Annotated in this window: 21 protein-coding genes; 14 read left to right on the forward strand and 7 right to left on the reverse strand. The window is 48.3% G+C overall.

Annotation, left to right across the window (positions count from 1 at the left end; translation table 11 throughout):
- Nucleotides 1–30 precede the first annotated feature (30 nt).
- Together J5W02_RS04735 and J5W02_RS04740 are read right to left on the reverse strand one after the other, a co-directional pair.
- Complete coding sequence (locus J5W02_RS04735) at nt 31–1,218, reverse strand: anaerobic nitric oxide reductase flavorubredoxin (protein WP_219964535.1); 1,188 nt, start codon at nt 1,216–1,218, stop codon at nt 31–33.
- Between the two features lie 152 nt (nt 1,219–1,370).
- Nucleotides 1,371–2,237 carry a LysR family transcriptional regulator gene (locus tag J5W02_RS04740; RefSeq protein ID WP_219964536.1) on the reverse strand — a complete coding sequence of 289 codons (867 nt, stop codon included), beginning with the start codon at nt 2,235–2,237 and terminating at the stop codon, nt 1,371–1,373.
- A 95-nt stretch (nt 2,238–2,332) separates the two neighbouring features.
- Between J5W02_RS04740 and J5W02_RS04745 the strand changes: the two genes are divergently transcribed.
- The 6 genes from J5W02_RS04745 to J5W02_RS04770 all read left to right on the forward strand — a co-directional run bounded on the left by J5W02_RS04745 (nt 2,333) and on the right by J5W02_RS04770 (nt 8,139).
- Entirely contained in the window at nt 2,333–3,325 is a 993-nt protein-coding gene (locus J5W02_RS04745; RefSeq protein ID WP_219964537.1) for a YeiH family protein, read from the forward strand.
- 234 nt (nt 3,326–3,559) lie between these two features.
- Nucleotides 3,560–5,131 carry a permease gene (locus J5W02_RS04750; protein ID WP_219964538.1) on the forward strand — a complete coding sequence of 524 codons (1,572 nt, stop codon included), beginning with the start codon at nt 3,560–3,562 and terminating at the stop codon, nt 5,129–5,131.
- A complete protein-coding gene (locus J5W02_RS04755; protein WP_219964539.1) occupies nt 5,128–5,946 on the forward strand; it encodes a TIGR03943 family putative permease subunit in 819 nt (272 codons plus the stop codon). Before J5W02_RS04750 ends, J5W02_RS04755 begins: the two co-directional genes overlap by 4 nt.
- 88 nt (nt 5,947–6,034) lie before the next feature.
- Entirely contained in the window at nt 6,035–7,018 is a 984-nt protein-coding gene (locus J5W02_RS04760) for a CobW family GTP-binding protein (RefSeq protein WP_219964540.1), read from the forward strand.
- A 108-nt stretch (nt 7,019–7,126) separates the two neighbouring features.
- A complete protein-coding gene (locus J5W02_RS04765) occupies nt 7,127–7,603 on the forward strand; it encodes a DUF134 domain-containing protein (RefSeq protein ID WP_219965268.1) in 477 nt (158 codons plus the stop codon).
- A gap of 173 nt (nt 7,604–7,776) precedes the next feature.
- Nucleotides 7,777–8,139 (forward strand): NifB/NifX family molybdenum-iron cluster-binding protein, encoded by a 363-nt coding sequence (locus J5W02_RS04770; RefSeq protein WP_219964541.1) that lies wholly within the window; start codon nt 7,777–7,779, stop codon nt 8,137–8,139.
- Between the two features lie 116 nt (nt 8,140–8,255).
- Here J5W02_RS04770 and J5W02_RS04775 read toward each other — a convergent pair whose 3' ends face one another.
- From J5W02_RS04775 to J5W02_RS04790, 4 genes are all read right to left on the reverse strand, one after another.
- Nucleotides 8,256–8,483: an HPr family phosphocarrier protein gene (locus J5W02_RS04775; protein WP_219964542.1), complete on the reverse strand. Its 228-nt coding sequence runs from the start codon at nt 8,481–8,483 to the stop codon at nt 8,256–8,258.
- 18 nt (nt 8,484–8,501) lie between these two features.
- Entirely contained in the window at nt 8,502–8,987 is a 486-nt protein-coding gene (locus tag J5W02_RS04780; RefSeq protein ID WP_219964543.1) for a methylglyoxal synthase, read from the reverse strand.
- Between the two features lie 193 nt (nt 8,988–9,180).
- Nucleotides 9,181–11,730, reverse strand: a complete 2,550-nt coding sequence (locus J5W02_RS04785) for a PEP/pyruvate-binding domain-containing protein (protein ID WP_219964544.1) — start codon at nt 11,728–11,730, stop codon at nt 9,181–9,183.
- 119 nt (nt 11,731–11,849) lie between these two features.
- Complete coding sequence (locus tag J5W02_RS04790; protein ID WP_219964545.1) at nt 11,850–12,845, reverse strand: LacI family DNA-binding transcriptional regulator; 996 nt, start codon at nt 12,843–12,845, stop codon at nt 11,850–11,852.
- A gap of 428 nt (nt 12,846–13,273) precedes the next feature.
- Between J5W02_RS04790 and melA the strand changes: the two genes are divergently transcribed.
- The 4 genes from melA to J5W02_RS04810 all read left to right on the forward strand — a co-directional run bounded on the left by melA (nt 13,274) and on the right by J5W02_RS04810 (nt 17,751).
- Entirely contained in the window at nt 13,274–14,605 is a 1,332-nt protein-coding gene (melA, locus tag J5W02_RS04795; RefSeq protein ID WP_219964546.1) for an alpha-galactosidase, read from the forward strand.
- 69 nt (nt 14,606–14,674) lie between these two features.
- The gene (locus J5W02_RS04800) at nt 14,675–15,970 is read left to right on the forward strand and encodes an extracellular solute-binding protein (protein WP_219964547.1); all 1,296 of its coding nucleotides are present in this window, start codon (nt 14,675–14,677) and stop codon (nt 15,968–15,970) included.
- A gap of 70 nt (nt 15,971–16,040) precedes the next feature.
- Nucleotides 16,041–16,916 carry a carbohydrate ABC transporter permease gene (locus tag J5W02_RS04805; protein WP_219964548.1) on the forward strand — a complete coding sequence of 292 codons (876 nt, stop codon included), beginning with the start codon at nt 16,041–16,043 and terminating at the stop codon, nt 16,914–16,916.
- A gap of 1 nt (nt 16,917) precedes the next feature.
- Complete coding sequence (locus J5W02_RS04810) at nt 16,918–17,751, forward strand: carbohydrate ABC transporter permease (protein ID WP_219964549.1); 834 nt, start codon at nt 16,918–16,920, stop codon at nt 17,749–17,751.
- A gap of 106 nt (nt 17,752–17,857) precedes the next feature.
- Here the strand turns inward: J5W02_RS04810 and J5W02_RS04815 are convergent, their stop codons facing one another.
- Nucleotides 17,858–20,293, reverse strand: a complete 2,436-nt coding sequence (locus J5W02_RS04815) for a GH36-type glycosyl hydrolase domain-containing protein (RefSeq protein WP_219964550.1) — start codon at nt 20,291–20,293, stop codon at nt 17,858–17,860.
- A 444-nt stretch (nt 20,294–20,737) separates the two neighbouring features.
- On the opposite strand from J5W02_RS04815, the gene J5W02_RS04820 reads away from it, so the two are divergent.
- The 4 genes from J5W02_RS04820 (at nt 20,738) to J5W02_RS04835 (ending at nt 25,195) form a co-directional block, all read left to right on the forward strand.
- Nucleotides 20,738–21,751: a LacI family DNA-binding transcriptional regulator gene (locus tag J5W02_RS04820; RefSeq protein WP_219964551.1), complete on the forward strand. Its 1,014-nt coding sequence runs from the start codon at nt 20,738–20,740 to the stop codon at nt 21,749–21,751.
- A gap of 90 nt (nt 21,752–21,841) precedes the next feature.
- Nucleotides 21,842–23,290: a carbohydrate ABC transporter substrate-binding protein gene (locus J5W02_RS04825; RefSeq protein WP_219964552.1), complete on the forward strand. Its 1,449-nt coding sequence runs from the start codon at nt 21,842–21,844 to the stop codon at nt 23,288–23,290.
- Nucleotides 23,291–23,384: 94 nt separating this feature from the next.
- Nucleotides 23,385–24,338, forward strand: a complete 954-nt coding sequence (locus J5W02_RS04830; RefSeq protein ID WP_219964553.1) for a carbohydrate ABC transporter permease — start codon at nt 23,385–23,387, stop codon at nt 24,336–24,338.
- Nucleotides 24,335–25,195 (forward strand): carbohydrate ABC transporter permease, encoded by an 861-nt coding sequence (locus tag J5W02_RS04835; RefSeq protein WP_219964554.1) that lies wholly within the window; start codon nt 24,335–24,337, stop codon nt 25,193–25,195. Before J5W02_RS04830 ends, J5W02_RS04835 begins: the two co-directional genes overlap by 4 nt.
- Nucleotide 25,196 lies beyond the last annotated feature (1 nt).

Here is a 25,196-nt window from a genome sequence, read left to right on the forward strand (position 1 = left end):
GAACCGAATCATCCTGTTCCAGCATTGAAATTAAAGCGATTCAGCAAACTGCTTTCCATACTCCCGGCAAGCGGCAAGCTCCGCTTCATCCGGAACCCAAAGTGCCCTGCGGCCTTCGTTTACGACTCGGAATCCGCTGTCGCCCAGCTCTTTGGTCAGCTGTCTGACGGCCTCCCCGCTCCAGCCATAACTGCCGAACGCGGCGGCGGCCTTATTTTTGAATTTTAGCCCTTTTATCATTTCCAGAATGCCGCCGATGGAGTAAAGATACCCGTTGTTGATTGTGGACGAACCTACCAGAAGCGCTTTGGAACGAAAGACCTCTGTGACAATATCGTTTTTATCTTTTTTAGCGGCATTCATTAGCTTAACGGTTACCGCGGCGTCGGCCTCACGGATTCCCGCGGCAATCGCCTCGGCCATTTTGCGCGTTGAGTTCCACATGCTGTCATAGACCAGCGTAATCTGATTTTCCTGATAATCCGCGGCCCATTTCAGATATTCCTCCACGATCTGCACGGGATTGTTCTTCCAGATAACGCCGTGGCTGGGGCAAATCATGTCTACCGGCAGATTCATCCCGAGAATTTCGTGTATTTTTTTCGTTGCAAAAATGCTGAACGGCGTAAGAATATTGGCGTAATACTTGAGCGCCTCCGCCATAAGCTCCGCCTGATCCACCGTGTCGTTGTACAAAGATTCCGTTGCAAAGTGCTGGCCGAAGGCGTCGTTGCTGAACAGAATATTTTCCCCTGTCATATAAGTAAACATGGTGTCAGGCCAATGAAGCATGGGCGCTTCCACAAACACCAGTCTGCTTGTGCCGAGGTCAAGAGAATCCCCTGTTTTGACGGTCACAAAATTCCAGTCCTGATGATAGTGCCCTTTGATGATCTTGGCTCCGTTTGCAGTACAGTAAATCGGTGTGTTCGGAATTTCGCGCATTAATTCCGGAAGTGCTCCGCTGTGATCGATTTCGTTGTGATTCGCAATGATAAAATCAATTTTACTCAGTTCCAGTTCCTGTTTAAGCCGACTTACAAATTCCTTGTCAAAAGGCTGCCATACCGTATCTATCAGGGCGGTTTTCTGATCTCTCACCAGATAAGAATTGTAGGATGAGCCGCAATGAGTAGAATACTCATTGCCGTGAAATTTCTTCAGTTCCCAGTCGATTTTCCCTACCCAGCTTACTTTATCCGTTAGTTTCTTCCCCATCGGAATGACCTCCTGTTTTTTTATTTCATACTTATTTTACCGATTTTTTTGCCTTTAATCAATCATTCAGGAAAAATTTAGTTTATCCAGTACAGGTCTTAAATACGGTCTTTCGAGAGTCATGCCAGCCGTGAGATTCCAATCACAGGCGATTACGCGAAAAAAGACATGAATTCCCGCATCGCTTTTGTAAGGTATTTGTTTTTGTGATAGATCAGTTTGAACCTCCGCTGAAACCGAATCCCACGGACATGTTTTTGACAGAGCAGACCGGTCTCTACCTCATTTTTTACGGCAAGCCCGGAAATGACGGAAACACCCAGCCCCGCCGCCACGGCGTTTTTGATGGTGTCTGCGTTATTGCAGGTCCAGGAGCCTTCCCAAGTAAGACCGTTTTCAGCCATTTTATCTTCGAAGGTTTTGCGCGTTCCGCTTCCCTTTTCCCTGATAATGAAATTCTCTTTCTCCAGTTCTTTCGGCTCAACCTCTTCACAGCCGGCAAACCGGTGAGAAGGGGAACAGACCAGGACCAGCTCGTCCTCCATAAAGGCGCGACTTATCACGTCCGGTGAAACGGTTTCGCCTTCCACCAGACCAAGGTCAATGGTGTCCTTCAAAATCAGAGTCTCTATTTTCGCCGTGTTGTCTTCTATGACTTCTATTTTCACCAGCGGGTTCTGCTCACGGAACCTTGACACAACTCCCGGCAGGACATGACCGCCCACGGTAACGCTTGCGCCCAGCCGGATGGTTCCGTTCTGGTAAAGTGTTTTCATATCGTTTTCGGCTTCGGTATTCATCCGTATCATATGCCGCGCATAGCCCAGCAGTTTCTGCCCCGCCTGAGTGAGGTAAAGCTTCCTGGAAAGCCGCTCAAAAAGCCGGACGCCGTAATGATTTTCCAGTTCGGCAATGGCCTGGCTCACCGCAGACTGGGAAATAAACAGCGCTTCCGCCGCCGAAGTCATATTCATGGTATCGCAGACCGCGACAAAGATTTTAAAATGCCTTAATGTCATATTCTTTCCTTCATTTATAACTAAATAATAATGATAATAATATTTTACTAATTGATAGTCAAGGCGTATGATAAAACGGCAAAGGAGAGAATAGAATGAAAATATTTATAACAAAGCTGCCGGGCATTGCGCTGACAGTCGCAATTGCCATTCCTGCGTGGCTGATTGGGAAAATGGTTCCCGTCGTTGGAAGCCCTGTACTGGGAATTTTGTTCGGAATGCTGCTGGCTTTCTGGAAAAGGCCGGAGCAACTGAACAGCGGAATCAGCTACACTTCCAAAAAACTGCTGCAGTACTCCATCATCCTGCTGGGCTTTGAGATGAATCTGTTCAACGTTTTTAAGGTTGGAAAACAGACGCTCGTATTAATGGCCTTTACCCTGACAGCGGCATTTCTGACCGCCTATTTTGCAGGAAAGCTCTTAAAGCTGGACGGCAACACCAAAACACTGATTGGGGTCGGCTCCGCCATCTGCGGCGGGTCGGCAATTGCCGCGACCGCGCCGGTCATCCACGCGGACGACGACGAAGTCGCGCACTCCATTTCGACTATTTTCCTGTTCAACGTGATCGCAGCTTTTCTGTTTCCTTTTCTGGGACATGTTCTCGGCATGAGCAATCAGAGCTTCGGTCTTTGGGCGGGCACCGCGGTCAACGACACGTCTTCCGTGGTCGCCGCGGGCTACACGTTCAGCAACGTGGCCGGGAATCTGGCGGTCATCGTCAAGCTGACAAGAACCCTGATGATCGTACCCGTTACACTGGTGCTGGCAGTCTACACCGGCAGAAAGAACGCGGCAAACAAAAAGGGCAGCTACCGTTTTACCAAGATATTTCCGTGGTTCGTGCTGGGATTTATCCTCGCTTCGGTCATCAATACTTTCCTTGTCCTTCCCGCCGGTATGGGCAGCTTTTTAGCCCAGACAGGCAAATTCGTCATTGTTATGGCGATGGCGGCAATCGGTCTGAACACCAATCTTGTAAAACTGGTAAAAAGCGGCGGCAAGCCGATTCTTCTGGGTTTTCTCTGCTGGGCGGTGCTTTCGGTCACCTCTCTGGCGGTACAGCATTTTATTCTTGCCGTATAAAGGCGCAATGCGCCTGTTTTCCGCAGAACAGCGGGGATAAACCGGTGAAATACACACTTTGTGCATCTGCGGGGACAGCTTGACAAAACACGATGCCTCTATTACAATAATGTTAAATGCAAATGATAATCATTTGCATTTAGCGTCTTGATCGAACCGCAAATTCATACGGAGGAATCTTATGATAACAGAAGAATGGATGGATTGGTTATCCGCAAGAGGGGCTGAAAAGCCATGACACAGATTGAAATTATCTGCGGTTTTCTGGAAAGCGGAAAAACCACGCTGATTCAAAACATACTGGAACAGGAATACATGCAGCAATACCGCCGGATTGTGATTATCCAGTGTGAAGAAGGGCTGACGGAATTCCGCGCCGCTTCAATGGCAAGCAAAGATGTGGTGCTTGCACAGATTGAACATCCGGAAAAAATCCGCAAAGGGCTCTTTACCAAGATGAAAGAAGAGCTTGACCCAGATCTGATCTTGATTGAATACAACGGGACGTGGCCGATTGAGCAGCTGCTTCGCGTACGTCTGCCTTCCGACTACAGGATTGACCGCATCTTATTCTGTGCGGAAGCGTCCACCTTCCCGATGTATATAAAAAATACGGGAAATATGATGCTGAATCAGCTCGGCAACGCGGATGCAGTCTTTTTGAACCGATGTTCCGCAGATACCGACACGCTGAAAGCGACGGTCAGAAGCTGCAACCGCACAGCCAAGATCTGTTTTACAGATGAATCCGTTGAGCACTGCACCGCTTCGATTTTAAAGCCGGAGGAAATACAAAGAGCGGCCGGTACTCTCAAAAGAAACAGAATCGGCATTGCCAGGGGACTGATTACCCTTTACTTAATCTCCATCCATTTTTTTCTGAATGCTCCGCCCATTGTAAAAAGCATTAACATGAGTTTTATCGGCATTCTGATGCAAGCCGTGCCGTTTTTACTAATTGGGGCATTGGTTTCCGGACTTTTACAGGTTTTTGTTTCCGATGAAACACTGGTGCGCATGTATACCGGCCATAAATGGCTGGGATACCCGCTGGCCGCAGTATCCGGCTTGTTCTTTCCCATCTGTGACTGCGGTATCATCCCGATCACTTCACGGCTGACCCAAAAAGGGGTGCCGCTTTCAAAAGCAATGGTTTTCATGCTGGCAGCCCCTTCTGTGAACCCCGTCACAATTATCTCAACACTCTATGCTTTCCCGGGACAGCCCCAATACGCGCTGTACCGAGTCCTTCTGGGATCGGTAATTGCATTGCTTGCCGGTTTTATTTTGAATGTTTCACACATTCGTTCCGAAGATGTTTTTTTGACATTTTCCGCAGCCTGCTCCTGTTCTGCGGTAACGGCCAATGTGCAGGGAAGCGGCAAGGCGGCAAAATTTGAATCAGTGATTCTGATTGCCGGTCAGGAATTCTTCAGCATGGGCAAATATATTGTGATTGGCGCTTTCGTCTGCTCCGTACTGCAGCAGACGATTCCCGTCTCCTCTTTCAGAAGCACGGGGTCCCGGATCATTCTCCCGCTGATTCTGATGCTTCTGGCCGCCTTTTTTATGTCGGTCTGCTCCACGTCCAATGCGTTTATCGGCAGAAGCTTTCTGAATATTTTCCCTATTACGGCAGTCATGGGCTTTATTGTGATGGGTCCGATGCTGGATTTGTCCAATTTACTGATGCTGAGCAGCAATTTTAAAAAGATCTTTATCGTAAGATTGGCTTGCACTTTGCTGACGATCGCATTCCCGGTCTTTTTGCTGTTTTCCGTTTTTTCGGCAGGGGGGAAATTATGAAGAGAAAAGGTAATTCAGAACTGATTTTTCAGGCGCTGATTTGCTTCATGCTGTCTGTTGTGTTTGCCTATACTTTGATTTCAGGCAAAGCTTCCAATTATATTCATCCCCGTCTGTTTGGATTCCTCTGGTTTGCCGCGGGCTTTCTTTTTGTGATTGGCGTCGTTACGCTGCGCTATTCGTCCATTCCAAAACACAACGCAAAGCCACTGAAAAGTATACTCCTGGTGATTCCCGTCCTTACCGCTTTGCTGATTCCAACCGGAGCGGTACAAAGCCAGGCAATTTCCTTCGGAATTTCTACCGGAAACACACGGGACAGCCTGACTTCCCAAAGTTCTGCGTCTTCACAGGACAAGGGAACGGTGATTCCGGACACCGCAACCAGCAAAGACGATATTGGAATTGAGGTTTCCTCGCCTTCCTCCAACGTGCCCGGAGAGGATGAAAACGGAGTCATTACCGTCACCGACGAACAGTTCGCAAGCTGGTATCAGGACATCAATGAAAATATGAAAAAGTACGAGGGAAAAACCCTAAAGATGAAAGGGCAGGTTTTCCGCATGAGCACGTTCGGAGCCAGCGAATTTGTCCCGGCGCGTTACGCCATGGTCTGCTGTGCCGCCGATTTGCAGCCCTGCGGGGTTCTGTGCCGCAGCAGCGCGGCTTCCCAGTATCAGGACGGCGAATGGCTCTGGGTAACCGGGGAAATCAAGATTGAAAACTACCAGGGGCAGACGATGCCGGTCTGCTATGTGACCAAAATTGAAAAATCGGAAAAAGCGAAGCAGGAGTATATTTATTTCACCTACTGACGCAGCGGCCGTTGGCATTCCCGACGGGCGGCTGCACCGGCTTCGGGACGTCGGCCAGAATTCCATGACAGGAAAGTGAGGAAATGGAATGAGCACAAAAATCGATATTATTTCGGGCTTTCTGGGTTCCGGAAAAACCACTCTGATTAAAAAGCTTTTGAGTGAAATGCTTTCTTCTGAAAAAGTTGTGATTATTGAAAATGAATTCGGTGAGATCGGAATTGACGGAGGAATCCTGAAAGACTCCGGTATTCAGATTCGGGAAATAAACGCAGGCTGTATCTGCTGTACTCTTTTAGGCAATTTTGACGCTGCTTTAAAGGATGTATTGAAAAAATACCACCCGGACAGAGTCATCATTGAGCCCTCCGGCGTCGGCAAGCTTTCCGACATTACAGCCGCCTGTCAAAAGGTCATCGCTCAGTCGGACAGTGAAATCAATATACAAGCAGTAATTGTCGATCCAATAAAATACAAAATGTATATCAAAAACTTTTCGGAGTTTTACAGTAACCAGATTGAGTGCGCAAAAACAATTATTTTGAGCAGGACCCAGAAGATCGATCAGGCCAAATTGTCCGAAGTGGTCAATGACATCAGAAAGTGCAACCCTTCCGCAAAAATCATGACTACACCCTGGGAGGAACTGTCTGCTCAAACCATTCTGGCGGCAGCGGAAGAAACAGGTTCCACCCCGCTGATTCAACAGGAAGAAGCTTTTGAATCTGTGCATCACCACGGTCACTGCACCGAACACGGACATGGCCACTGCAACTGTGAAGGGCACCATCATGCCGACGATGTATTTGAAAACTGGGGTATGGAAACACCGCATCTCTTCTCTGAAGAACAAATCAAAAATATGCTAAAAAAACTCTCTGAGTCTGAAAAATACGGAACGGTGCTGCGCGCCAAAGGGATTCTTCCTGTGAGTGAAAAAAACTGGGTACAGTTTGACTTTGTCCCGGAAGAATTCGAACTTCACCCCATTGCGCCCGACTATACCGGCCGCTTGTGCGTAATCGGGGTAAACCTTAACCGCCCGGCATTGGCAGAGCTTTTCGGGGTTTAACGCTCCGCCTGCCGGATCTGGTTCGGCAGGATATTGACAACCGGCCTCCATGCCTGTAAACTGATGGATAAGACGCGCGTGAACCGCCGGGAACTGGAGCTGATTGTTTTGGCAAGACCAACCAAGTGGAGAAAAATTGAAAACATCCCAACAGTCCCCTATTTTGTTCCTTCCGAAACAGAGGTTGCTGAGGTACCGGAGAATGTTCTGAAGCTGGAAGAGCTGGAAGCAGTCCGGTTGAAAGACCTGGAGGGTTTGGAGCAAGGGGAATGTGCCGAAAAAATGGAGGTATCCCGTCCGACTTTTCAGCGCATCCTGCTTTCTGCACGAGAGAAAATCGCGGACAGCCTGATTAACGGAAAAACCATTCATGTGGAGGGTGGAAACTTCACACGAAATATTTGCCCGGTAAGCTGTCTGGAATGCGGAAAAGAATGGATGGAAAGCTTTGAAAACCTTGCGTCCATCCGCAGCGGGGAATACGCCTGCCCGTCCTGCGGGTCAAAACAAGTGACCTGCAAAAGGAATTGCAAAGGCAAATTCTGCCACAGAAACTGCTGCCGATTCGGCGAGATTAACAAATAAAACGGCAATCCCTATATAGCAAAAGGCCGAAAGGAAATTCCTTTCGGCCTTTTGCTATAAAATACTTTATACGATATTGACATATGCCCATAATTATACTACAATATTTTTCGAGCATAAGACCATAACATACGATAGAGCAAAACCCATTTTAAAACAGGAGGAGACAAAAAATGAAAATTGCAGTTGCAAGCGAAGACAGAGGCCGACTGGTTACCGAGCATTTCGGCCATTGTGAAGGATTTGCCATCTTTGAAACAGAAAACGGGCAGATTACGGACAGTGTGTTTGTTCCGAATCCGGGGCACAAGCCCGGTTTTCTTCCGAATTTTCTGAACGACCGCGGAGTAAAGGTCATCATTTCCGGCAGCATGGGCGCAGGAGCCAGTGATATTTTTAATGAAAAAGGCATTGAAGTGATTACCGGAGCAACCGGAGAAGCGAAAAACGCCGTAAACAGCTATTTACAGGGAACTTTAAAATCCACCGGTTCGGTTTGCCATGAGCACCAGCATGCCGACAAATGCGGAGAATAAGCGCGGCTTAACAAAAAAAGTACCCGACGAGGCGATTCAGCCTTGTCGGGTACTGCTTATTTCCGGATGATTTCTCTGTGGTTCAAAGATGTCCGTATTTAGGGGATTCCTGCATATTACTCAATGATAAAGTCTTTTATTTTGTCCAGAATTCTCCTGTCGTCGGAATGAATGTTCAGCTGGAGGGGTTTTGACAAATCGATACTGAAAATTCCCATAATGGATTTTGCATCCACAATATGCATTCCCTCTATAATTTCAAAATCCACTTCCTCATTGTTGATGCTGGAAGTAAAATTCTTTACTTTTTCAACGCTGTCTAAAAGTATTTTAACCGTAATCATTTCCGCATTGATGCTCCCTTACTGAATGGATTGGCTCTTGACATTTGCCCTGTCAATAACCTTTTGTTTGAAATTAATAACCTGATGCTCGTATTCCTGATTCATGTAGCTGGAATTAATCAGAAAATCAGCGGTCGCCTTATTGTTTGCGATCGGAATATCGTACACCTGAGCGATTCTCAGCAGCGCCTTTACGTCAGGGTCGTGCGGCTGTGCTTCCAGCGGGTCGGAAAAGAAAATCACAAAATCGATATTTCCTTCCACAATCTTTGCGCCGATTTGCTGGTCGCCGCCGAGAGGGCCGCTGTTGTAACCCTTGACGGGCAGGCCTGTCCGGTCGGTCACCATTCTGGCCGTTGTGCCGGTACCGCACAGGAAATGATTTTTCAGAACATCCTGATTTTTTTCGCACCAGTCAATCAATTCCTGCTTTTTTCCGTCATGGGCAATTAAAGCGATTTTTTTCTGTTTTCCGATGGTAAAGGTAATAAATTCATTATCCATAGTAATCCTTCTCTCTTATTGTTTCCATCAGTTCTTAGCATATCCCATTACAATTCTTTCACTGTTTCTAAATGCCTTTTAATTTGTCCGAATAATAAATAAACGGTCTACCATATTATAGCAGATGCCCCGCGGGAGTTCAAGCGACCATGGGCTTTGGGAAAACATCTCCGTTGTACATTGTCAGCTTATATTATCTGCACAAAAGGCGCTGTGTGACGATGTCTGAAAAAATTTCCATGCCGTCGGTGCGGACTATTCGGATAACGTCGCTGAAGCGCCCGTTCTGCGGCAAAACAGCAGAAAACAGATTGTCTTTTTCCAGAATCCGTTCCGGATGAAAAATCACATTTTTCTGGCCGTTGAAAATCGCCGCATAAAAGATATCCGTTTCCACCAGATCCTGAAAAAAATGGCTTCCGTAAGACAGTTCCGGCAGGAACCCCTCCTGTTGGGATGCCACTTCACAGATCACAGACATATTGCAAAGCTCCGAAAAATGCACGGGAACCCCCAGAGACGGCGTGGTCGTCCCCCATCTTCCCGGGCCGATCAGCATTGCATTTTTTCCTTTGAGCGAGGCGTTGATCGTCCCAATCTGTCTGGCAACCATATATTTGTCCTGCTCGGAAAGGTTCAGATACGCCTTCGGCTGCACATACACCACATAATCAATGGGAAGATGCACGTTTCCCCCCATAAAATTTCCCTCCGTAGCAAAAAAGCAGTCCTGTTCATCCGCCAGTATCGGAAATTCCACAGACTGGCCCAGACCTTTTGTCTGCAGCGGCCGGCACTGCAGAAGATTGACCCTGAAATGCCGGTCGTCCCTGAAATTCGCCGTAAATTCAATATCCACAGGATACTCGTACACGTCTGACAGCAGCGCCAAAATTTCTTTCATAACGCGCGGAAAATCAGTCGATTTCAGCAGCTTTTCAAAGTGAAGGACATGCGGCGCTTTTCTATCCGTATAACCGAGTTCGCGCAGCCGCGCGGCCGCCCGGTAGTCCGGCCCCGCAAACAGCTCCTTATCCGTATGAATATCATTGGACAGGATTTCTTCCAGACTGCGGCTGGTCAAAGTATTCTCCTCAAGAGAAAGAACATCTACAAAATGCTGCGAAAATTTTTCCAAATCTTCATAATCCGCCGGCGGATTGCGCATGGGATCGTCCAAACAGACGATTTTAACGTAATCACCGACGGTGCGGTCGACCGCCCGGGTACCGAGCCCGAACACCAGACGCAGCATACCGGCTTCCATATCCACGCTTTTGTCCCAGACATAAAGGTTGGAGGAATTTCCTACGCCCGCGATATGCGGAAAATAGTTTTCCCTGTGATAATCCCCGGAAACACGCTGAACCAAAATCGCCATCTGCTCGTCTTTTTCGGAAAGGCCCCTGCTGATCCGGTACGAAAGCGCGTCTTCATTCATAGTGCTGGCGTAGACAGTGCGGATAGCCTGCTCAAAGGCTTCATAGCGCGCTTCCGGTGTTCCCTGATTCACACAGAAAATGCTGTCGTACTTTCCCGCAAAGGCATTTCCGAAATTGTCCTCCAGCAAGGAGCTGGAACGCACAATGATCGGCGACTGGCCGAAATGTTCCAGCATTTGCAGGAACTGTTCCTGAATGGTTTCCGAAAACCTGCCGTGCAGAAGCCTTTCTTTCAGCTCCGGGGCATATTGAAAGTACCCGCTCTCCGTTTTCTGCTTCATGCGAAGCTTCCACAGCCCGTTTTGGACAAGGTAGGTATAAAACAGATCGGAACCGAGGTAATAGGAATCGTGGGATTCCAGAAACGGAGCAAACCTGTTTTCGCCGTCCTGTTCCAGTATCTTTCTGGCAAGCAGCATGCCGACGCTTTTCCCGCCAATGAACCCTGTGCCGACTTCTCTGGAATAAATCGTTAGAATATCATTCAGCGTAAAATAACGGTCACAAAGGTCAAACATTCTTGATTTTCCGCCGATCAGCATGGTCATCAGACTCTTTTTGATTTCTTCCTGCTGCTCCGTGGCAAGGTGGACAGCTTCTTTTGCCCGGTTAAAAATGACGTCCCAGTAATCAAGCCGCTCTTCCCCCCTGCTGATTCCGGAAAAGAGCTCCGCGGCTTCCGCGCTCGACGTGATGGAAACGGCTTCCTCATTTTCAATCAGATGCGGAAAGAACATCGTTGGAGAATACCGTTTCAGCACTTTGAGCGGATGAATATAAAACTTACCGCCTACCCGGTACAGGTCAAGCAGAAGCTGCGTGGTCTCACGGATACCGGCGATGGTGCTGTAGGTGTGGATATTTCTCTTAATGGCAAAATAGGCGACCGTGTCCAGTTCGTACAAAAACGGGCAGATCACTTTAAAGAAGTTTTCAATCATCAGATCGGAATGCCAGTATTCCAACAAATCGGTCAGGCAGTCAAAGACATAAAAGGCTTTTCTGCCCTCTTTCTTTACCAGGCTGTAGACTTCCGCCACAAAGCCTTCAAACCCTTTGTCCGCTCCTACCCGGTAAACAGTGATCTCTGGGTCATCCCTGAGAATCGGCTCATGTGCGGCAAAACGGAAATAGATCAGTTTTCTGCGGTCCTGCTTTGCCTGCCTGACAAACAGCTCCGCCATTTTTTGATAATCGGCCACGGCGTCCACCTGCCAAACCACGTTATCCCCCAGCCTCAGGCTGTCGATTACCCGGTCAAAGCCGCCCAGCCCGGTACTTACCCGCTCGTGTATATTCATCGCGCACCTCCGTTTCTCTGATTTTTCCTAAACTTTGCCTCTGTCTGCATTGTAAGGTTATTATAACACAAACGATGCTGCAAAAATGCAGCATCGTTTCTTTCATTCATTTATGAAATTCAGGTGGAGGAACGGACAATCAGTTCCGTAGGAAACACAATGTTCCGAACCATGCCGGAATCCCCGCACATACGGCTGTACAAAACATCCGCGGTGGTCTTCCCCATTTCTTGAACGGGCACGGAAATCGTTGTCAGTCCCGGAAAAGTATAGGAGGAAATCGAGTCATTATTAAAGCCGATCACCGCAACATCATCCGGAACGGTAAATTCCATTTCCTTTATTAAAGGAAGTACGGCGGAAGCCAGCGTGTCATTTCCTACAAAGATCGCGTCGGGGCGTTCTTCCTTTGGCGCGGACAAGAGCTCGCGGACGTAGTTCAGGCATACTCCGATATCCCATTTACAGTCCATCATCCATTGCGGACGATATTCCAGCCCGGCAAGGTCCAACGTGGAGCGGATGGCAATCTGCCGTTTGTCGCTGCGGAAATCCTTTAGGTTGGCACCGCCGACATAAGCGATTTTCCGGTAACCCCGGTCAATCAGGTGATTCACGGCCTGCACGGAGGCGTTGAATAAATCAAAACCGATATTGTCCAGATTGCTGTACGCCGTGTCGCAGCCAACCACATATTTGACGCGGCTGCAGACGTAGCGGAAAGCGTCCTCCGGCAGGTCATCCATAATGACCAGTCCGTCCAGATCCCGCCCAAAGGTAAGGTCCAGCTTCTGCGGATTGCTCAGTTCACTGTAGTTGCGCACCGTCGTTATGATGCAGTTGTGTTCCAGCAGCCTGCTTTCCAGCGCCGATAAAATAGATGAAAAATATGGATCGGCGTATTTTTCGGCGGTCATGGACAAGATACAGGAGATATTTTTAGCCTGCACCTTCGGCAGTCTTCTTTTATAAGAATAATGAAGAGCGGCGGCGGCGTCCTTTACCCTGTTCCGCGTCTTCTCGGTCGCCTTATAATTTTCATCCTCTGACAAAATTCGCGATACGGTGGCAATGGAAACATCCGCATACTTTGCCACATCCCTGATTGTCGACATTACGTTCCTCCTATCAATGCGCACTTGTTTGCTAAACAAATTATAAACATTCGCCAATAAAATGTCAATCTAAACTAAATGATGGACATAAGAAAAAAATTAGGATTATATTTTCGAAATTTTAATTAAAAAAGATTGAATTTTTGGAATTATTCTTACCTTTTTAAGATAGCAGAAAGTAAAATGCAATGTTTTGTATTTTGTTTACTAAAATATTATTATAATTTTCATAAACATCGTTGTAATGTTGCACATAATCTAAATATAATTATTAAAATTAATTACAAAAATATGATCTATAGCGATATTTTTATTAAATGTGATTTACAAACCAATTTTTCAAGGCTATAATGATTTCAGGTTGTTAAGAAAACAAATTGTTGTTTCACTAATTGATTCATTTACAACCGCGAATAGGAGTATGTGATATGTCAAAAAAGTTTGCTTTCATCGGCTCGGGATCCTTGGAATTTACAAGAGACCTAGTTCGTGATATCCTTACCTTTGACGCGTTCCGTGACTGTGAAATCGCGTTGATGGATATCGATTCCAAAAGGCTTTCCTATTCCAAGAGGGCAGTGGAAAAAATAATTGAAAAAGGCAACTACCCCGCGAAAGTGTCGGCCACTCTGGACCGCCGCGAGGCCTTGAAGGGCGCGGACGGCGTCCTGATTACCATTTTGCAGGGCGGGGTCGACGTATGGCGCCACGATATTGAGATTCCTAAAAAATACGGCATTGATATCTGTGTCGGCGATACAAGAGGGCCGTCCGGTATCTTCCGGTTTTTAAGAACCGCGCCCGTTATGCTGGACATCATCCGTGATGTGGAAGTCCTTTGCCCGGACGCCATTGTTCTGAATTACACAAACCCCATGGCTCTTCTGTGCGGATACCTGCAGCGCCAAACCAAAGTAAACGTGACCGGCCTGTGCCACAGCGTACAGGGAACCGCGGAAATGCTTGCCGGTTTTATCGGCGCGAAACCGCAAGAACTGACCTACACCTGTGCCGGCATCAATCATCAGGCTTTTTATCTGAAGATGGACTGGAACGGTCAGGACGCGCTGCCGCTGCTGAAAAAAGCAGTGCTGGAAAAGCCGGAAGTCGCGGCGGAAGAACCGGTCAGATCCGAAATGTTCCTCAATCTGGGCTATTACCCCACCGAATCCTCCGGGCATAATTCCGAGTACAACGCGTGGTTCCGCAAACGCCCGGATTTGATTGAAAAATACTGCACCCACGGCACCGGCTGGAACCCGGGTGTTCACGCCTACATATTAGATGAGTATCTGAAAAGAGAGAGCTCCTGGGAAAGCGAATTCCAGAAGATGCTGGATGAAGAGGAGATCGACCTCAAGAGGGGCGACGAATACGCATCCAATATCTTTAACGCCGTGTTCGGAGACCATACCCCGTTTGAGTTTAACGGAAATCTCCGCAACTTCGGCCTTGTAGACAACCTGCCGAACGGCGCCTGCGTAGAAGTACCCGTTCTGGCGTCCCGCGCGGGAATTCGCCCGTTCCACGTCGGTAATCTGCCGGATAACCTTGCGATTCTGGTCAACACCTCTTCCCGCTGCGAAGAACTGGCGATTGACGGCGCAATCGAAGGAGACCCGTGGAAGGTCTTCCAGGCGGTTCTGTTTGACCCGCTAACCTCCGCCGTGCTTTCCATGGCGGAAACCAAACAGATGGTTCAGGAAATGCTGAACAAAAACAAGGAATTCCTGACCTATTTCAAAGAGCTGTCCATTTAATCCGGTTACTTTGGTTCATCCTGCTCCTGCAGGTAAGATACAACAAAATTCAAACAATGGAGGACTGAAATGAAAAAGTTTACATCTTGTGTACTTGCCGTTGCTCTGACAGCTTCTTTGCTGACCGGCTGCGGCGCACCCGCTGCAAACTCCGATTCCTCGGCCGCAGACAAGTCGGGCGCCACTACCACGATTACCCTGTGGTCCCATATCGACGAAAACTGGAATCCAGCTCAGGATAAAATGATCGCGGATTTTGAAGCGGCAAACCCCGACATTAAAGTTGTACGCGAATCTTTTCCCTATGACGAGTTTGAATCAAAAACGCAGACCTCTCTGCTGAGCAAGGAAGGCGGAGCAGACGTCTATCAGCTGTGGGGCGGCTGGGCCATTGATTACGCCAAGACCGGAGCTTTTTCCGCAGTACCGGATACATACATGGAGAAAGTTAAGGCGGACAGCTACGAGCCAGTCCTCGGTTCCTTCGGCTACAACGGAAAATACTACGGCGTTCCGCTCGAATTCAACATTGAATACGGCGGGCTGCTGGTCAACACTCCGAAATTCAAGGAACTGGGCATCCAGTACCCCACCACATGGGACGACATGATTAACATTGCCAAGAAAAATTCATCCTCCGACGGCGCGGTTTACAACCTGCGCGGACTTGACTTTGTGGGATGGGATACCCTGCCCTACACCTGGCTGTCCATGATCCTCTCCTCCGGCGGCAAATACATGGAAGGCGACAAATTCAACTTCAACAATCCGGTTGGCGTGGAAACCATGCAGAAGCTGGTGAACTATGTAACAGTTGACAAAATCACCAATCTGGACGGTCTGACCAACGCGAGCGAAACAGAACCCTACCAGAAGCTTTTCACCAGCGACGAGGAGCTGATGGTTCCCCGCGGGCCGTGGACGGTTTCCGAAGGAATTCATGTTGACGGCTTGGAATACGGTAAGGATTTTGAGTACGTCGCCATGCCGTTCTATGGCGACAAAAAGCTGTTCGCAGCAGAAACCGGCTGGGGACTGGCGGTAAACGCCTCCTCCAAAAAACAGGAAGCCGCCTGGAAATTCGTGGAGTTCTGGACCGACCCGCAGAGAGTGCTTGACTACAACATCGCCTGCGGAATGGTGCCCGCTTCCAAAACCGCGGCCCACAATCCGGAGCTGCTGAAGGCAATGCCTTATCTGAAACCGCTGGTAGACATTCTGGACGGCGGTAAGTTTATTGGTTATTTCAACACGGATAAACTGAAGGAAAACGTGAAAAACACCTTTATTGACATTGTCAACAACAAGACTCCTGTTGCTGAAGCACTTGATAAACTTGACAGCACAATGAACGCGGAAAAATAATTGCGCATAAAAATACGGCGGGCTTTTGAACGGAAAGAGAGCCCGCCGTCTCTCTAAGGAGGATCAACCCGTGAAAAACAACCGTTTTGTCTATTTTGTGCTGCTACCAATCTTTCTTTTACTGGCAGTCTTTTTCGTACTGCCCATTGTAGGCGGCTTTGCAATTTCCTTTTTTGACTACAATCCACTCAGAACCATCAACCATTTTATTGGATTTGAAAATTTCGGTAAGCTGATGTCGGATAAAATTTTTCTAAAATCCACCACAAACACCCTTGTATTCGTCGGCATTACCGTTACGCTGAATATAATCATTACCCTTGTGCTTGCACAGCTAATCAGTATGCTGCCGTGGCCGAAGCTCAGAAGCTTTTTTCGTGTAATATTCTTCATGCCCTGCGTGGCGCCGCTGATTGCGTCCAGTGTGGTGTGGGGCGGTCTTTACGCAACAAAATACGGCCTAATCAACAATTTCCTGAAAACCTTTTTCGGATTCTCCCCGGTAAACTGGCTGGGAACCGCCAGTTATGTGATGCCCGCCATCATTATTTTCACTCTCTGGGCGGATATTGGATATAACATCATCCTGTTTTCCGCGGGTATGGACGGAATTCCCTCTGACTTTTATGAAGCGGCCGAAATTGACGGCGCGGGCATGGTGAAAAAATTCTTCTACATCACCCTTCCTCTTCTGGGAAGAACCGTCAGTTTTGTCGTCGCCATGACGATTATCTCCCACTTCCAGATGTTCGCACAGTTTCAGGTACTCGCAAAGCTGGGCGGCCCGGAAAATTCGGGAAACGTGCTCACCTATTACATCTATAAAACCGCTTTCCAGACGAAAGACATGGGCTACGCGTCCGCAATCGCGGTTATACTTTTCATTCTAATTATGATCGTCACAGTGATTCAGCAGCGGCTCAACCGCGTGGAATGGGGGTATTAAGATGGCAAGCAACGCTAAAAAATATTACAAATTGTATGTTATCATTGCTGTTATACTTATGGTATTCTCCTTACTCATCATCGCGCCCTATATTTGGATGATGCTTACCTCCTTTAAGAGTACCCGTGAAGTTTTGTACAATCCGGGAAAAGTAATGCCGATCAAGTGGACGCTTTCGGGTTACATGACCGTACTGACAAAGTCCCCGTTCTTCAGCTGGTTTAAAAACAGCGTGATCGTCTCCGTCACCGTTACGGCGGCTGTCATTTTTACCAGCACGATCACCGGCTATGTATTTTCAAAATACAAGTTTAAAGGAAAAAATCTTCTGTTCTGGCTGGTGCTCAGCACCATGATGGTTCCAAGCCAGATCACCATGATTCCCCGCTTTTTAATCATCAACCAGATCGGACTTTACAACAGCCTGCAGGCACTGATTATCCCGGCAATCGTGTCCGGGTTCGGCATTTACCTTTGCCGGCAGTTCTGCGACGAAATTCCGGACAGTCTTTGTGAAGCAGCCAAGCTGGACGGGGCGGGAGATTTCCGTATTTACGCCAGTATTATTCTGCCACAGCTAAGGCCCTGTATTGCAGCTCTGGCAATCTTCACCTTCCTCGATATCTGGAACGATTACCTGAATCCGTTAATCATGCTGTCCGCATTGAAGAGCATGACGCTTCCACTGGCACTGACCTATTTCTCAGACGCGCATTCCACCGATATCAGCGCCGTTATGGCGGCTTCCGCGTTGATTATGCTGCCGGTAACCATTCTTCTGCTCTGCTTCCAGAAGCAGTTTATCAAGGGCGTTACCATTTCAGGCATGAAATAAAAATCAATACGCAAAAATAAGCACAGGCAGCCAACCCGTTCCGGGCGCTGCCTGTGCTTTTCTTATATCGCCGCAAAGATAAAACAGAAGTTTTTTAAAAATCCGATTAACCCATGGTTACACGGACAATGTACTTTTGTCCGTCGCCGCACACCGGCAGCAGATTGCCCGCAACCGGTTTGCCGTCCAGCGTCATGCTCCTGACGCCTTTGCACTTCTTTGCCGAATTGTCAATTTCAATCCGATAAGTTGCTCCGCGGAATTTGCGCTCCACGGTAAAATTACCAAAATCAGCCGGGATACACGGGTCAATTTCAAGCCCGTCGAACTGTGGACGAATGCCAAGGATAAACTGGGAGACATCGTAGAAGCTCCACGCCGCCGTACCGGTCAGCCATGAATTTTTCGCTTCTCCGTGTCTTGGCGCGTCGCGCCCGGCAATCATCTGCGCATAAACATACGGTTCGGTGCGGTGGATTTCGCTGATCTCCTCCGTGTAAGCGGGGCAGGTTTTTTTGTAGACGGAAAACGCCTTGTCACCGCGTCCCAGTACGGTTTCCGCAATAGAAATCCAGGGGTTGTTATGGCAGAAAATTCCGCCGTTTTCCTTATACCCCGGGGGGTAGGAAGAAATTTCGCCCAAATTTAGACGGTACGAGGTATAGGAAGGCCAATTCAGCACAATCCCGTACTCCGTGTCCAGATGCTCATGCACCGAATCCAGCGCGCGCTGCGCCATCCCTTCCTTTACACCGACACCGGCCATTACGCAGAAGCCCTGCGGTTCAATAAACAGCTTGCCTTCGTCGCAATCCCGGCTGCCGACTTTATCCCCGAAAGCGTCATAGGCACGCAGGAACCATTCCCCGTCCCAGCCGTCCTTCAGAATGGCGTCGGTCATGTTTTGGACTTCGCAAAGCGCGTGTTCCGCTTCCTGTTTCAAGCCCGATCTGCGTAATATATCCGCATAGTCCGGCCCGACCGCCACAAACAGACCCGCGATAAACACCGACTCCGCAATCCCGCTTTCAAAATTGGCGCAGGTCTGGAAGGATTCGCCCGGTGTTTTAGAAAAACAGTTCAGGTTCAGGCAGTCGTTCCAGTCGGCGCGGCCGATCAACGGCAGTTTGTGCGGCCCAAGGTTGTTCAGCACATGGTCAAACGAACGCTTCAGATGCTCCAGCAAAGTGTCCGCTGAAGCATCCACATTATTAAAGGGAACCTGCTCCTGTAAAATCGACCAGTCCCCCGTTTCCTTAATATAAGCGGATACCCCGAAAATCAGCCATAAGGAATCGTCGTTGAAGCCGCTTCCGACTTCATGGTTGCCGCGTTTAGTCAGGGGCTGGTACTGATGGTAGGCGCTTCCATCCTCCATCTGCGTGGCGGCAATGTCCAGAATACGGGTTCTGGCGCGGGAGGGAATCAGGTGAACAAATCCCAGGAGGTCCTGCGCGGAGTCACGGAAACCCATCCCTCTGCCGATTCCGGATTCAAAATAGGAAGCGGAGCGCGACATATTAAACGTCACCATGCACTGGTACTGGTTCCAGATATTGACCATACGGTTCAGTTTTTCGTCCGCACTGTCAAGCTGGTAGTTGGAAAGCAGGCCGTTCCAGTACTCTTTCAGACGTTCCAAAGCGGAATCCACCTGTGCGTCCGTGGTAAAAGCACTCAGCAGCTTCTGTGCGGGCGCCTTATTGACAACATTCGGTGATTCCCATTTGTCATCCTCCGGATTTTCGCAGTAGCCCAAAACATAGATCAGGCTTTTTTCTTCCCCGGGAGCAAGGGTCACGCGGACACAGTGGGAACCGATGGGCGCCCAGCCGCTTGCGACTGAGTTGCGGGATTTTCCCTCCAGTACCGCGTCCGGCTTATCAAAGCCGTTGTAAAGTCCCAGAAAAGATTCGCGGTCCGTGTCAAAGCCGTCGATCGGCGCGTTTACGCCGAAAACCGCGTAGTGATTGCGCCTTTCCCGGTACTCCGTTTTGTGATAGATCGCTTTCCCGGCTACTTCCACTTCTCCAATATTAAAATTGCGCTGGAAGTTCGTCATGTCGTCATAAGCATTCCAAAGGCAAAATTCAACAAAAGAGAACACCTGAAAGCTTTTTGGCTCTGCCGAGGTGTTCTTCATGGTCAGGCGGTTTACTTCACAGTCCGCACCGATCGGTACAAACGCGGTCTGCGTTACCCGCAGCCCGTTTTTGCTGGAGTCAAACACACTGTACCCCATTCCGTGACGGCACTCATAAGAGTCCAGCGGCGTCTTCAACGGCGCCCAGCCCGGATTCCACACAGTTCCTCCGTCATTTATGTAAAAGTATCGTCCGCCTGCGTCCGTGGGAACATTGTTGTACCGGTACCGCGTAAGGCGAAGCATGCGCGCGTCCTTGTAAAAGCAATACCCCCCCGACGTGTTGGAAATCAACGAGAAAAAGTTTTCGCTTCCAAGATAATTGATCCATGGATAGGGGGTGTCCGGCCGGGTAATCACATATTCCTTCCGCCCGTCGTCAAAATATCCGAATTTCATAGACAAGTTCCTCCCAATGCTTTGTTTAGCCGCAAATTACGAAAACGTTTTAGTAATTTCTCAAAACATTAACCCCATTTTCTTTATAGTAATAGGTATGATGAGTAAAATCAAGCGCTTTTTAATTTTTGGCACATTACACTAATCAAGCAGGGTTTATTGAACGTTTTTAAACGGAATATACTGATTTCCATCTAAAACATATTTTCATTTACTATTTTACACATTTTTGTAGAAATGTCTATAGTTTACGAAAATGTTTTCGTTTATAATACTATTTACAGAATAATACAAGCACTTTATCTTTGTAAAATATGCCTTAAAATAAAAAATATTTAAAAATTACATATTATTATTGAATTTGCACTTGAAAAACTATCTATATTGGATTATACTAACTGTACGAAAACGATTTAGAAAATTTTTTAGACAGGGGAACGTCCTATGGCAAATATAAAAGATATCGCGCTGAAGTGTGGATTGTCCGTCTCAACCGTCAGTAAGGCGCTGAACAGTTACAGCGACATCAGCAAAGAAACCCGCCAGCGTGTTCTGGAGGCCGCGGAGCAATTCGGCTACTTCCCCAACTCCAACGCAAGGGCCCTGAAAACAAACCGTACCCATAATTTAGGAGTGCTGTTTGTGGACGAAGCCCAGAGCGGACTGACGCACGATTATTTTTCTGCCGTTTTGGACAGCTTTAAAGTGGAAGCAGAAAAGCACGGCTACGACATCACCTTTATCAATCACAATATCAATATTGGAAACCGGCCGATGACTTTTCTGGAGCACTGCAGATATCGCAATTTTGACGGCGTGTGCATCGCCTGCATCGATTTTCAGCAGCCGGAAGTCGTCGAACTAATAAGCAGCGATATTCCCGTCGTAACCATTGACCATGTGTTTAACAATCACACCAGCATCAATTCGGCAAACGTACAGGGAATGCACGAACTTGTACAGTACATATATGACATGGGCCACCGGAAAATCGCCTATGTCCACGGAGAAAGAACAGCGGTCACCGAGCAGCGGCTAACCAGCTTCTGCAAATCGCTGATGGATCTGGGGATTGAAACGCCCCAGGAATATCTTGTCCACGCGGCTTATCACGACCCCTCCGCCACCCGGCACAGTGTCAGAGAGCTTTTGAATCTGCCGGACCGGCCGACCTGTATCATTATGCCCGACGATTACGCCGCACTCGGCGGCATTGAGGCGATTGAGGCCGCCGGGCTGAGGATTCCGGAGGACATTTCCATTGCGGGGTACGACGGAATTGCACTTTCCCAGGTAATCAAGCCCCGGCTGACCACGCTGAAGCAGGACACGAAGATGCTGGGCCGTGAGGCCGCGTGCAGACTGATCGGCCAGATAGAAAACCCCCTCACCACCATAACGGAAAGTGTTACGGTGATGGGACAACTGATCGAAGGTCAGTCCGTAGGAAGGGTTTGATGTTTTCCTTTTGTAAGTTTTGGCAGAGTGACTGCCATGCTGATAAATTTTAGCGGATTGTCCGCCATATTAAAGGAGGATTTCGTAAACATGAAAAAGGCAAGAAAAATCACCGCAATGCTTCTGGCTCTCGCGATGATGACAGGCGTCATGGCAACTGTTTCCGGCTGCCAGAGCGGAACAGCCGCGTCCACGGCAGCTCCCGCTGAAAGTCAGGCTGCCCCAAGCAGCGAAGCTCCCGCAGCAGAAGGCAAAACGCTCAACATCTGGTGCTGGAACGATGAGTTCCAAAGCAGGTTCAACGATTACTATCCGGAAGTAAAAGAAGTAGCCAAGGACAAATCCACCACCACGTTAAACGACGGTACCGTTGTAAAGTGGACCATCAATCCGAACGACAACAACAACTATCAGAACAAGCTGGATCAGGCACTCCTTTCTCAGGAAAGCGCCGCTGCCGACGACAAGATCGACATTTTCCTTGTGGAAGCGGATTACGCGCTGAAGTATGTAGACAGTGAGTATACTTTGGATGTAAAGAAAGACATAGGACTGGAAGACAGCGACCTGTCCAACCAATACCAGTACACACAGGATATTGTCACCGACAAAAACGGCGCCCTGAAGGGTACCACATGGCAGGCGACTCCGGGTCTGTTCGCTTACCGCCGTTCCATAGCCAAAGCGGTTTTGGGTACGGACGACCCCACAAAGGTACAGGAAGCTCTTTCTGACTGGGATAAATTCAACAGCGTAGCGGCACAAGCCAGTACCAAGGGCTATAAGATGCTTTCCGGCTATGACGACAGCTACCGCACCTTCTCCAACAACGTATCCGCTCCGTGGGTAACGGACACGACGGCCACGGTTGACCCCAACCTGATGAACTGGGTCAAACAGACAAAAGAATACACCGACAAAGGCTACAACAACAAGACCTCTCTGTGGGACGACAAATGGCAGGCCGACCAGGGTCCAAGCGGAAAAGTATTCGGATTCTTCTACTCCACATGGGGCATTAACTTTACCCTGCTGGGCAACTCTCTGAAAACACCGGTCGCGGAAGGCGGCAAGGAAGAAGTGGGCAACGGCGTTTACGGCGACTATGCTGTCTGTCAGGGCCCGCAAAGCTACTACTGGGGCGGCACATGGATCTGCGGGGCCAAGGGGAGCGACAACCTCGGAACCATTAAAAATGTCATGAAGTCCCTCACCAGCGACAGCACGATCATGAAGAAGATCACAACCGACACACAGGATTATACCAACAATAAAGCGGCCATGGAAGAAATCGCGAACAGCGACTTCAAATCCGCGTTCCTCGGCGGCCAGAACCACATTAAGCTCTTTGCTGAAGTGGCTCCGAAGATCGACATGAGCAACGCCGGCCCCTATGACCAGGGTATGAATGAAAGCCTGCAGAAATCGTTTAAAGACTACTTTAACGGCAGTGTAGACCTTGAAAAAGCAAAAGCGAACTTTGAAAAGACCGTAAAAGAAAAATACCCCGAAATCACAGAAATAAAATGGCCATCATAAAAACCGGGTTCTAAGCGAACCGCACGGCCGCGGGTCGGGAAATATTCCCGGGCTGTGGCCGTGCAGTTTTATGGGGAGAGGAGTACGATCAAATATGAACGCTGAGAATTCGCCAAAAAGAAGAAAAAATATTAGCTACGCAAAATGGGGGTACTTGTTTATTGCGCCGTTTTTCATTAGCTTTATTATTTTTTCTCTGTTTCCGCTGCTTTCTACAATCTACTACAGTTTCTTCAAATATTACCGTCAGGGACTAAAGATTATCGGGCCGACTTTTATCGGCTTTGAAAATTTCTCCAACCTGTTTCGAACGGATTTGCTAAACTACCTTGGAAACACTTTGATTATGTGGATTATCGGTTTTATCCCGCAGATTACCGTTGCGCTTCTTTTGGCGGCATGGTTTACCAATCAGCGGCTGCACCTGCGCGGGCAGGGGTTCTTTAAAACCGTAATTTATATGCCGAACCTTATCATGGCTTCTGCTTTTGCCATGCTCTTCTTCGCGCTGTTTTCCGACAACGGGCCGGTCAACGGTTCTTTGCAGGCCCTTGGAATTCTCAGCCAGCCGTTTCGCTTTCTCGCCAGTGTAACAGGCACCCGAGGACTCATCTGTTTCATGAACTTTCTGATGTGGTTCGGAAATACCACCATTCTGCTCATGGCTGCAATCATGGGTGTTGACCCCGGTCTTTATGAGGCAGCGGAAATTGACGGCGCAACTTCCAATCAGATGTTCTGGCGCATCACCATCCCCCTGATTCGCCCAATCATGGCATACGTTTTGATTACCTCTCTGATCGGCGGACTGCAGATGTTTGATGTGCCGCAGATTCTGACCAACGGCGCCGGCAACCCTGACCGAAGCGCAACCACCATGATTATGTATTTGAACAACCATATGTACAGCAAGAATTACGGAATGGCGGGCGCCGTTTCCACCGTACTGTTCCTGATCTGCGCAATTCTTTGTTTCCTTGTTTATTTTATTATGTCGGGAAGCAATGATTCTGTAAAAAAAGAGCGAAAAGGAGGCGTACATAAATGACAAAACACGCAAAATCCGGCAAGGGAAAACTTGTTACAGCACGGGCAGTCAGCTATTTTGTTTTAGCGATTCTTTGCTTTTTGTGCCTGTTTTTCTTCTACATGCTTCTTATTAACTCGTCCCGAAATAATTTTCAGATTCAGCAGGGTTTTTCTTTCCTTCCGGGAAAATCCTTTGCAGTCAATTTTAACAACATGCTGAAGGACGCAAACTTACCTGTTGTAAGCGGAATTAGAAACAGTTTTATTGTCTCTGCGCTCAGTGCGATTTTGGCCACTTATTTTTCCGCAATGACCGCTTACGGTATTTTTGCCTATAACTTCAAATTCAAAAGAGCCGCCTTTATCATTATTCTGCTGATAATGACGATGCCGACACAAGTTTCAGCGGTTGGATTTGTAAACCAGATGCAGGCAATGGGGCTGCGCAACTCACTGATTCCCCTGTTTCTTCCCACGATCTCTTCTCCCGTTGTATTTTTCTTTATGAAGCAATACCTTGACAGCAACATGCCTATGGAAATTGTGGAGGCTGCGCGGATCGACGGCAGCAGTGAACTACACACCTTTAATTTTATCGTACTGCCGATTATGAAACCAGCCATTGCCGTACAGGCAATTTTCACTTTCGTAACAGCGTGGAATAACTTCTTTATTCCCGCCCTGCTGCTTGACAAAGCCGACAAAAAGACCCTGCCTATCCTGATCGCGCAGCTGCGCAGCGCGGACTTCCTGAAATTTGACATGGGTCAGGTTTATATGCTGATTACCATTGCTATTATACCGATTATTATTGTCTACCTCATCCTGTCCAAATACATTGTGCGCGGGGTCGCGCTGGGCGGTGTAAAGGGATAGC

It is taken from the genome of Caproiciproducens faecalis, assembly GCF_019448085.1.
Lineage (GTDB): Bacteria > Bacillota > Clostridia > Oscillospirales > Acutalibacteraceae > Caproiciproducens > Caproiciproducens faecalis.

Excerpts from the sequence above, each read along its gene's own strand:
- J5W02_RS04735 (WP_219964535.1), bottom strand. The coding sequence starts at position 1,218 with ATGGGGAAGAAACTAACGGATAAAGTAAGCTGGGTAGGGAAAATCGAC.
- J5W02_RS04740 (WP_219964536.1), bottom strand. The coding sequence starts at position 2,237 with ATGACATTAAGGCATTTTAAAATCTTTGTCGCGGTCTGCGATACCATG.
- J5W02_RS04745 (WP_219964537.1), top strand. The coding sequence starts at position 2,333 with ATGAAAATATTTATAACAAAGCTGCCGGGCATTGCGCTGACAGTCGCA.
- J5W02_RS04750 (WP_219964538.1), top strand. The coding sequence starts at position 3,560 with ATGACACAGATTGAAATTATCTGCGGTTTTCTGGAAAGCGGAAAAACC.
- J5W02_RS04755 (WP_219964539.1), top strand. The coding sequence starts at position 5,128 with ATGAAGAGAAAAGGTAATTCAGAACTGATTTTTCAGGCGCTGATTTGC.
- J5W02_RS04760 (WP_219964540.1), top strand. The coding sequence starts at position 6,035 with ATGAGCACAAAAATCGATATTATTTCGGGCTTTCTGGGTTCCGGAAAA.
- J5W02_RS04770 (WP_219964541.1), top strand. The coding sequence starts at position 7,777 with ATGAAAATTGCAGTTGCAAGCGAAGACAGAGGCCGACTGGTTACCGAG.
- J5W02_RS04775 (WP_219964542.1), bottom strand. The coding sequence starts at position 8,483 with ATGATTACGGTTAAAATACTTTTAGACAGCGTTGAAAAAGTAAAGAAT.
- J5W02_RS04780 (WP_219964543.1), bottom strand. The coding sequence starts at position 8,987 with ATGGATAATGAATTTATTACCTTTACCATCGGAAAACAGAAAAAAATC.
- J5W02_RS04785 (WP_219964544.1), bottom strand. The coding sequence starts at position 11,730 with ATGAATATACACGAGCGGGTAAGTACCGGGCTGGGCGGCTTTGACCGG.
- J5W02_RS04790 (WP_219964545.1), bottom strand. The coding sequence starts at position 12,845 with ATGTCGACAATCAGGGATGTGGCAAAGTATGCGGATGTTTCCATTGCC.
- melA (WP_219964546.1), top strand. The coding sequence starts at position 13,274 with ATGTCAAAAAAGTTTGCTTTCATCGGCTCGGGATCCTTGGAATTTACA.
- J5W02_RS04800 (WP_219964547.1), top strand. The coding sequence starts at position 14,675 with ATGAAAAAGTTTACATCTTGTGTACTTGCCGTTGCTCTGACAGCTTCT.
- J5W02_RS04810 (WP_219964549.1), top strand. The coding sequence starts at position 16,918 with ATGGCAAGCAACGCTAAAAAATATTACAAATTGTATGTTATCATTGCT.
- J5W02_RS04815 (WP_219964550.1), bottom strand. The coding sequence starts at position 20,293 with ATGAAATTCGGATATTTTGACGACGGGCGGAAGGAATATGTGATTACC.
- J5W02_RS04820 (WP_219964551.1), top strand. The coding sequence starts at position 20,738 with ATGGCAAATATAAAAGATATCGCGCTGAAGTGTGGATTGTCCGTCTCA.
- J5W02_RS04825 (WP_219964552.1), top strand. The coding sequence starts at position 21,842 with ATGAAAAAGGCAAGAAAAATCACCGCAATGCTTCTGGCTCTCGCGATG.
- J5W02_RS04830 (WP_219964553.1), top strand. The coding sequence starts at position 23,385 with ATGAACGCTGAGAATTCGCCAAAAAGAAGAAAAAATATTAGCTACGCA.
- J5W02_RS04835 (WP_219964554.1), top strand. The coding sequence starts at position 24,335 with ATGACAAAACACGCAAAATCCGGCAAGGGAAAACTTGTTACAGCACGG.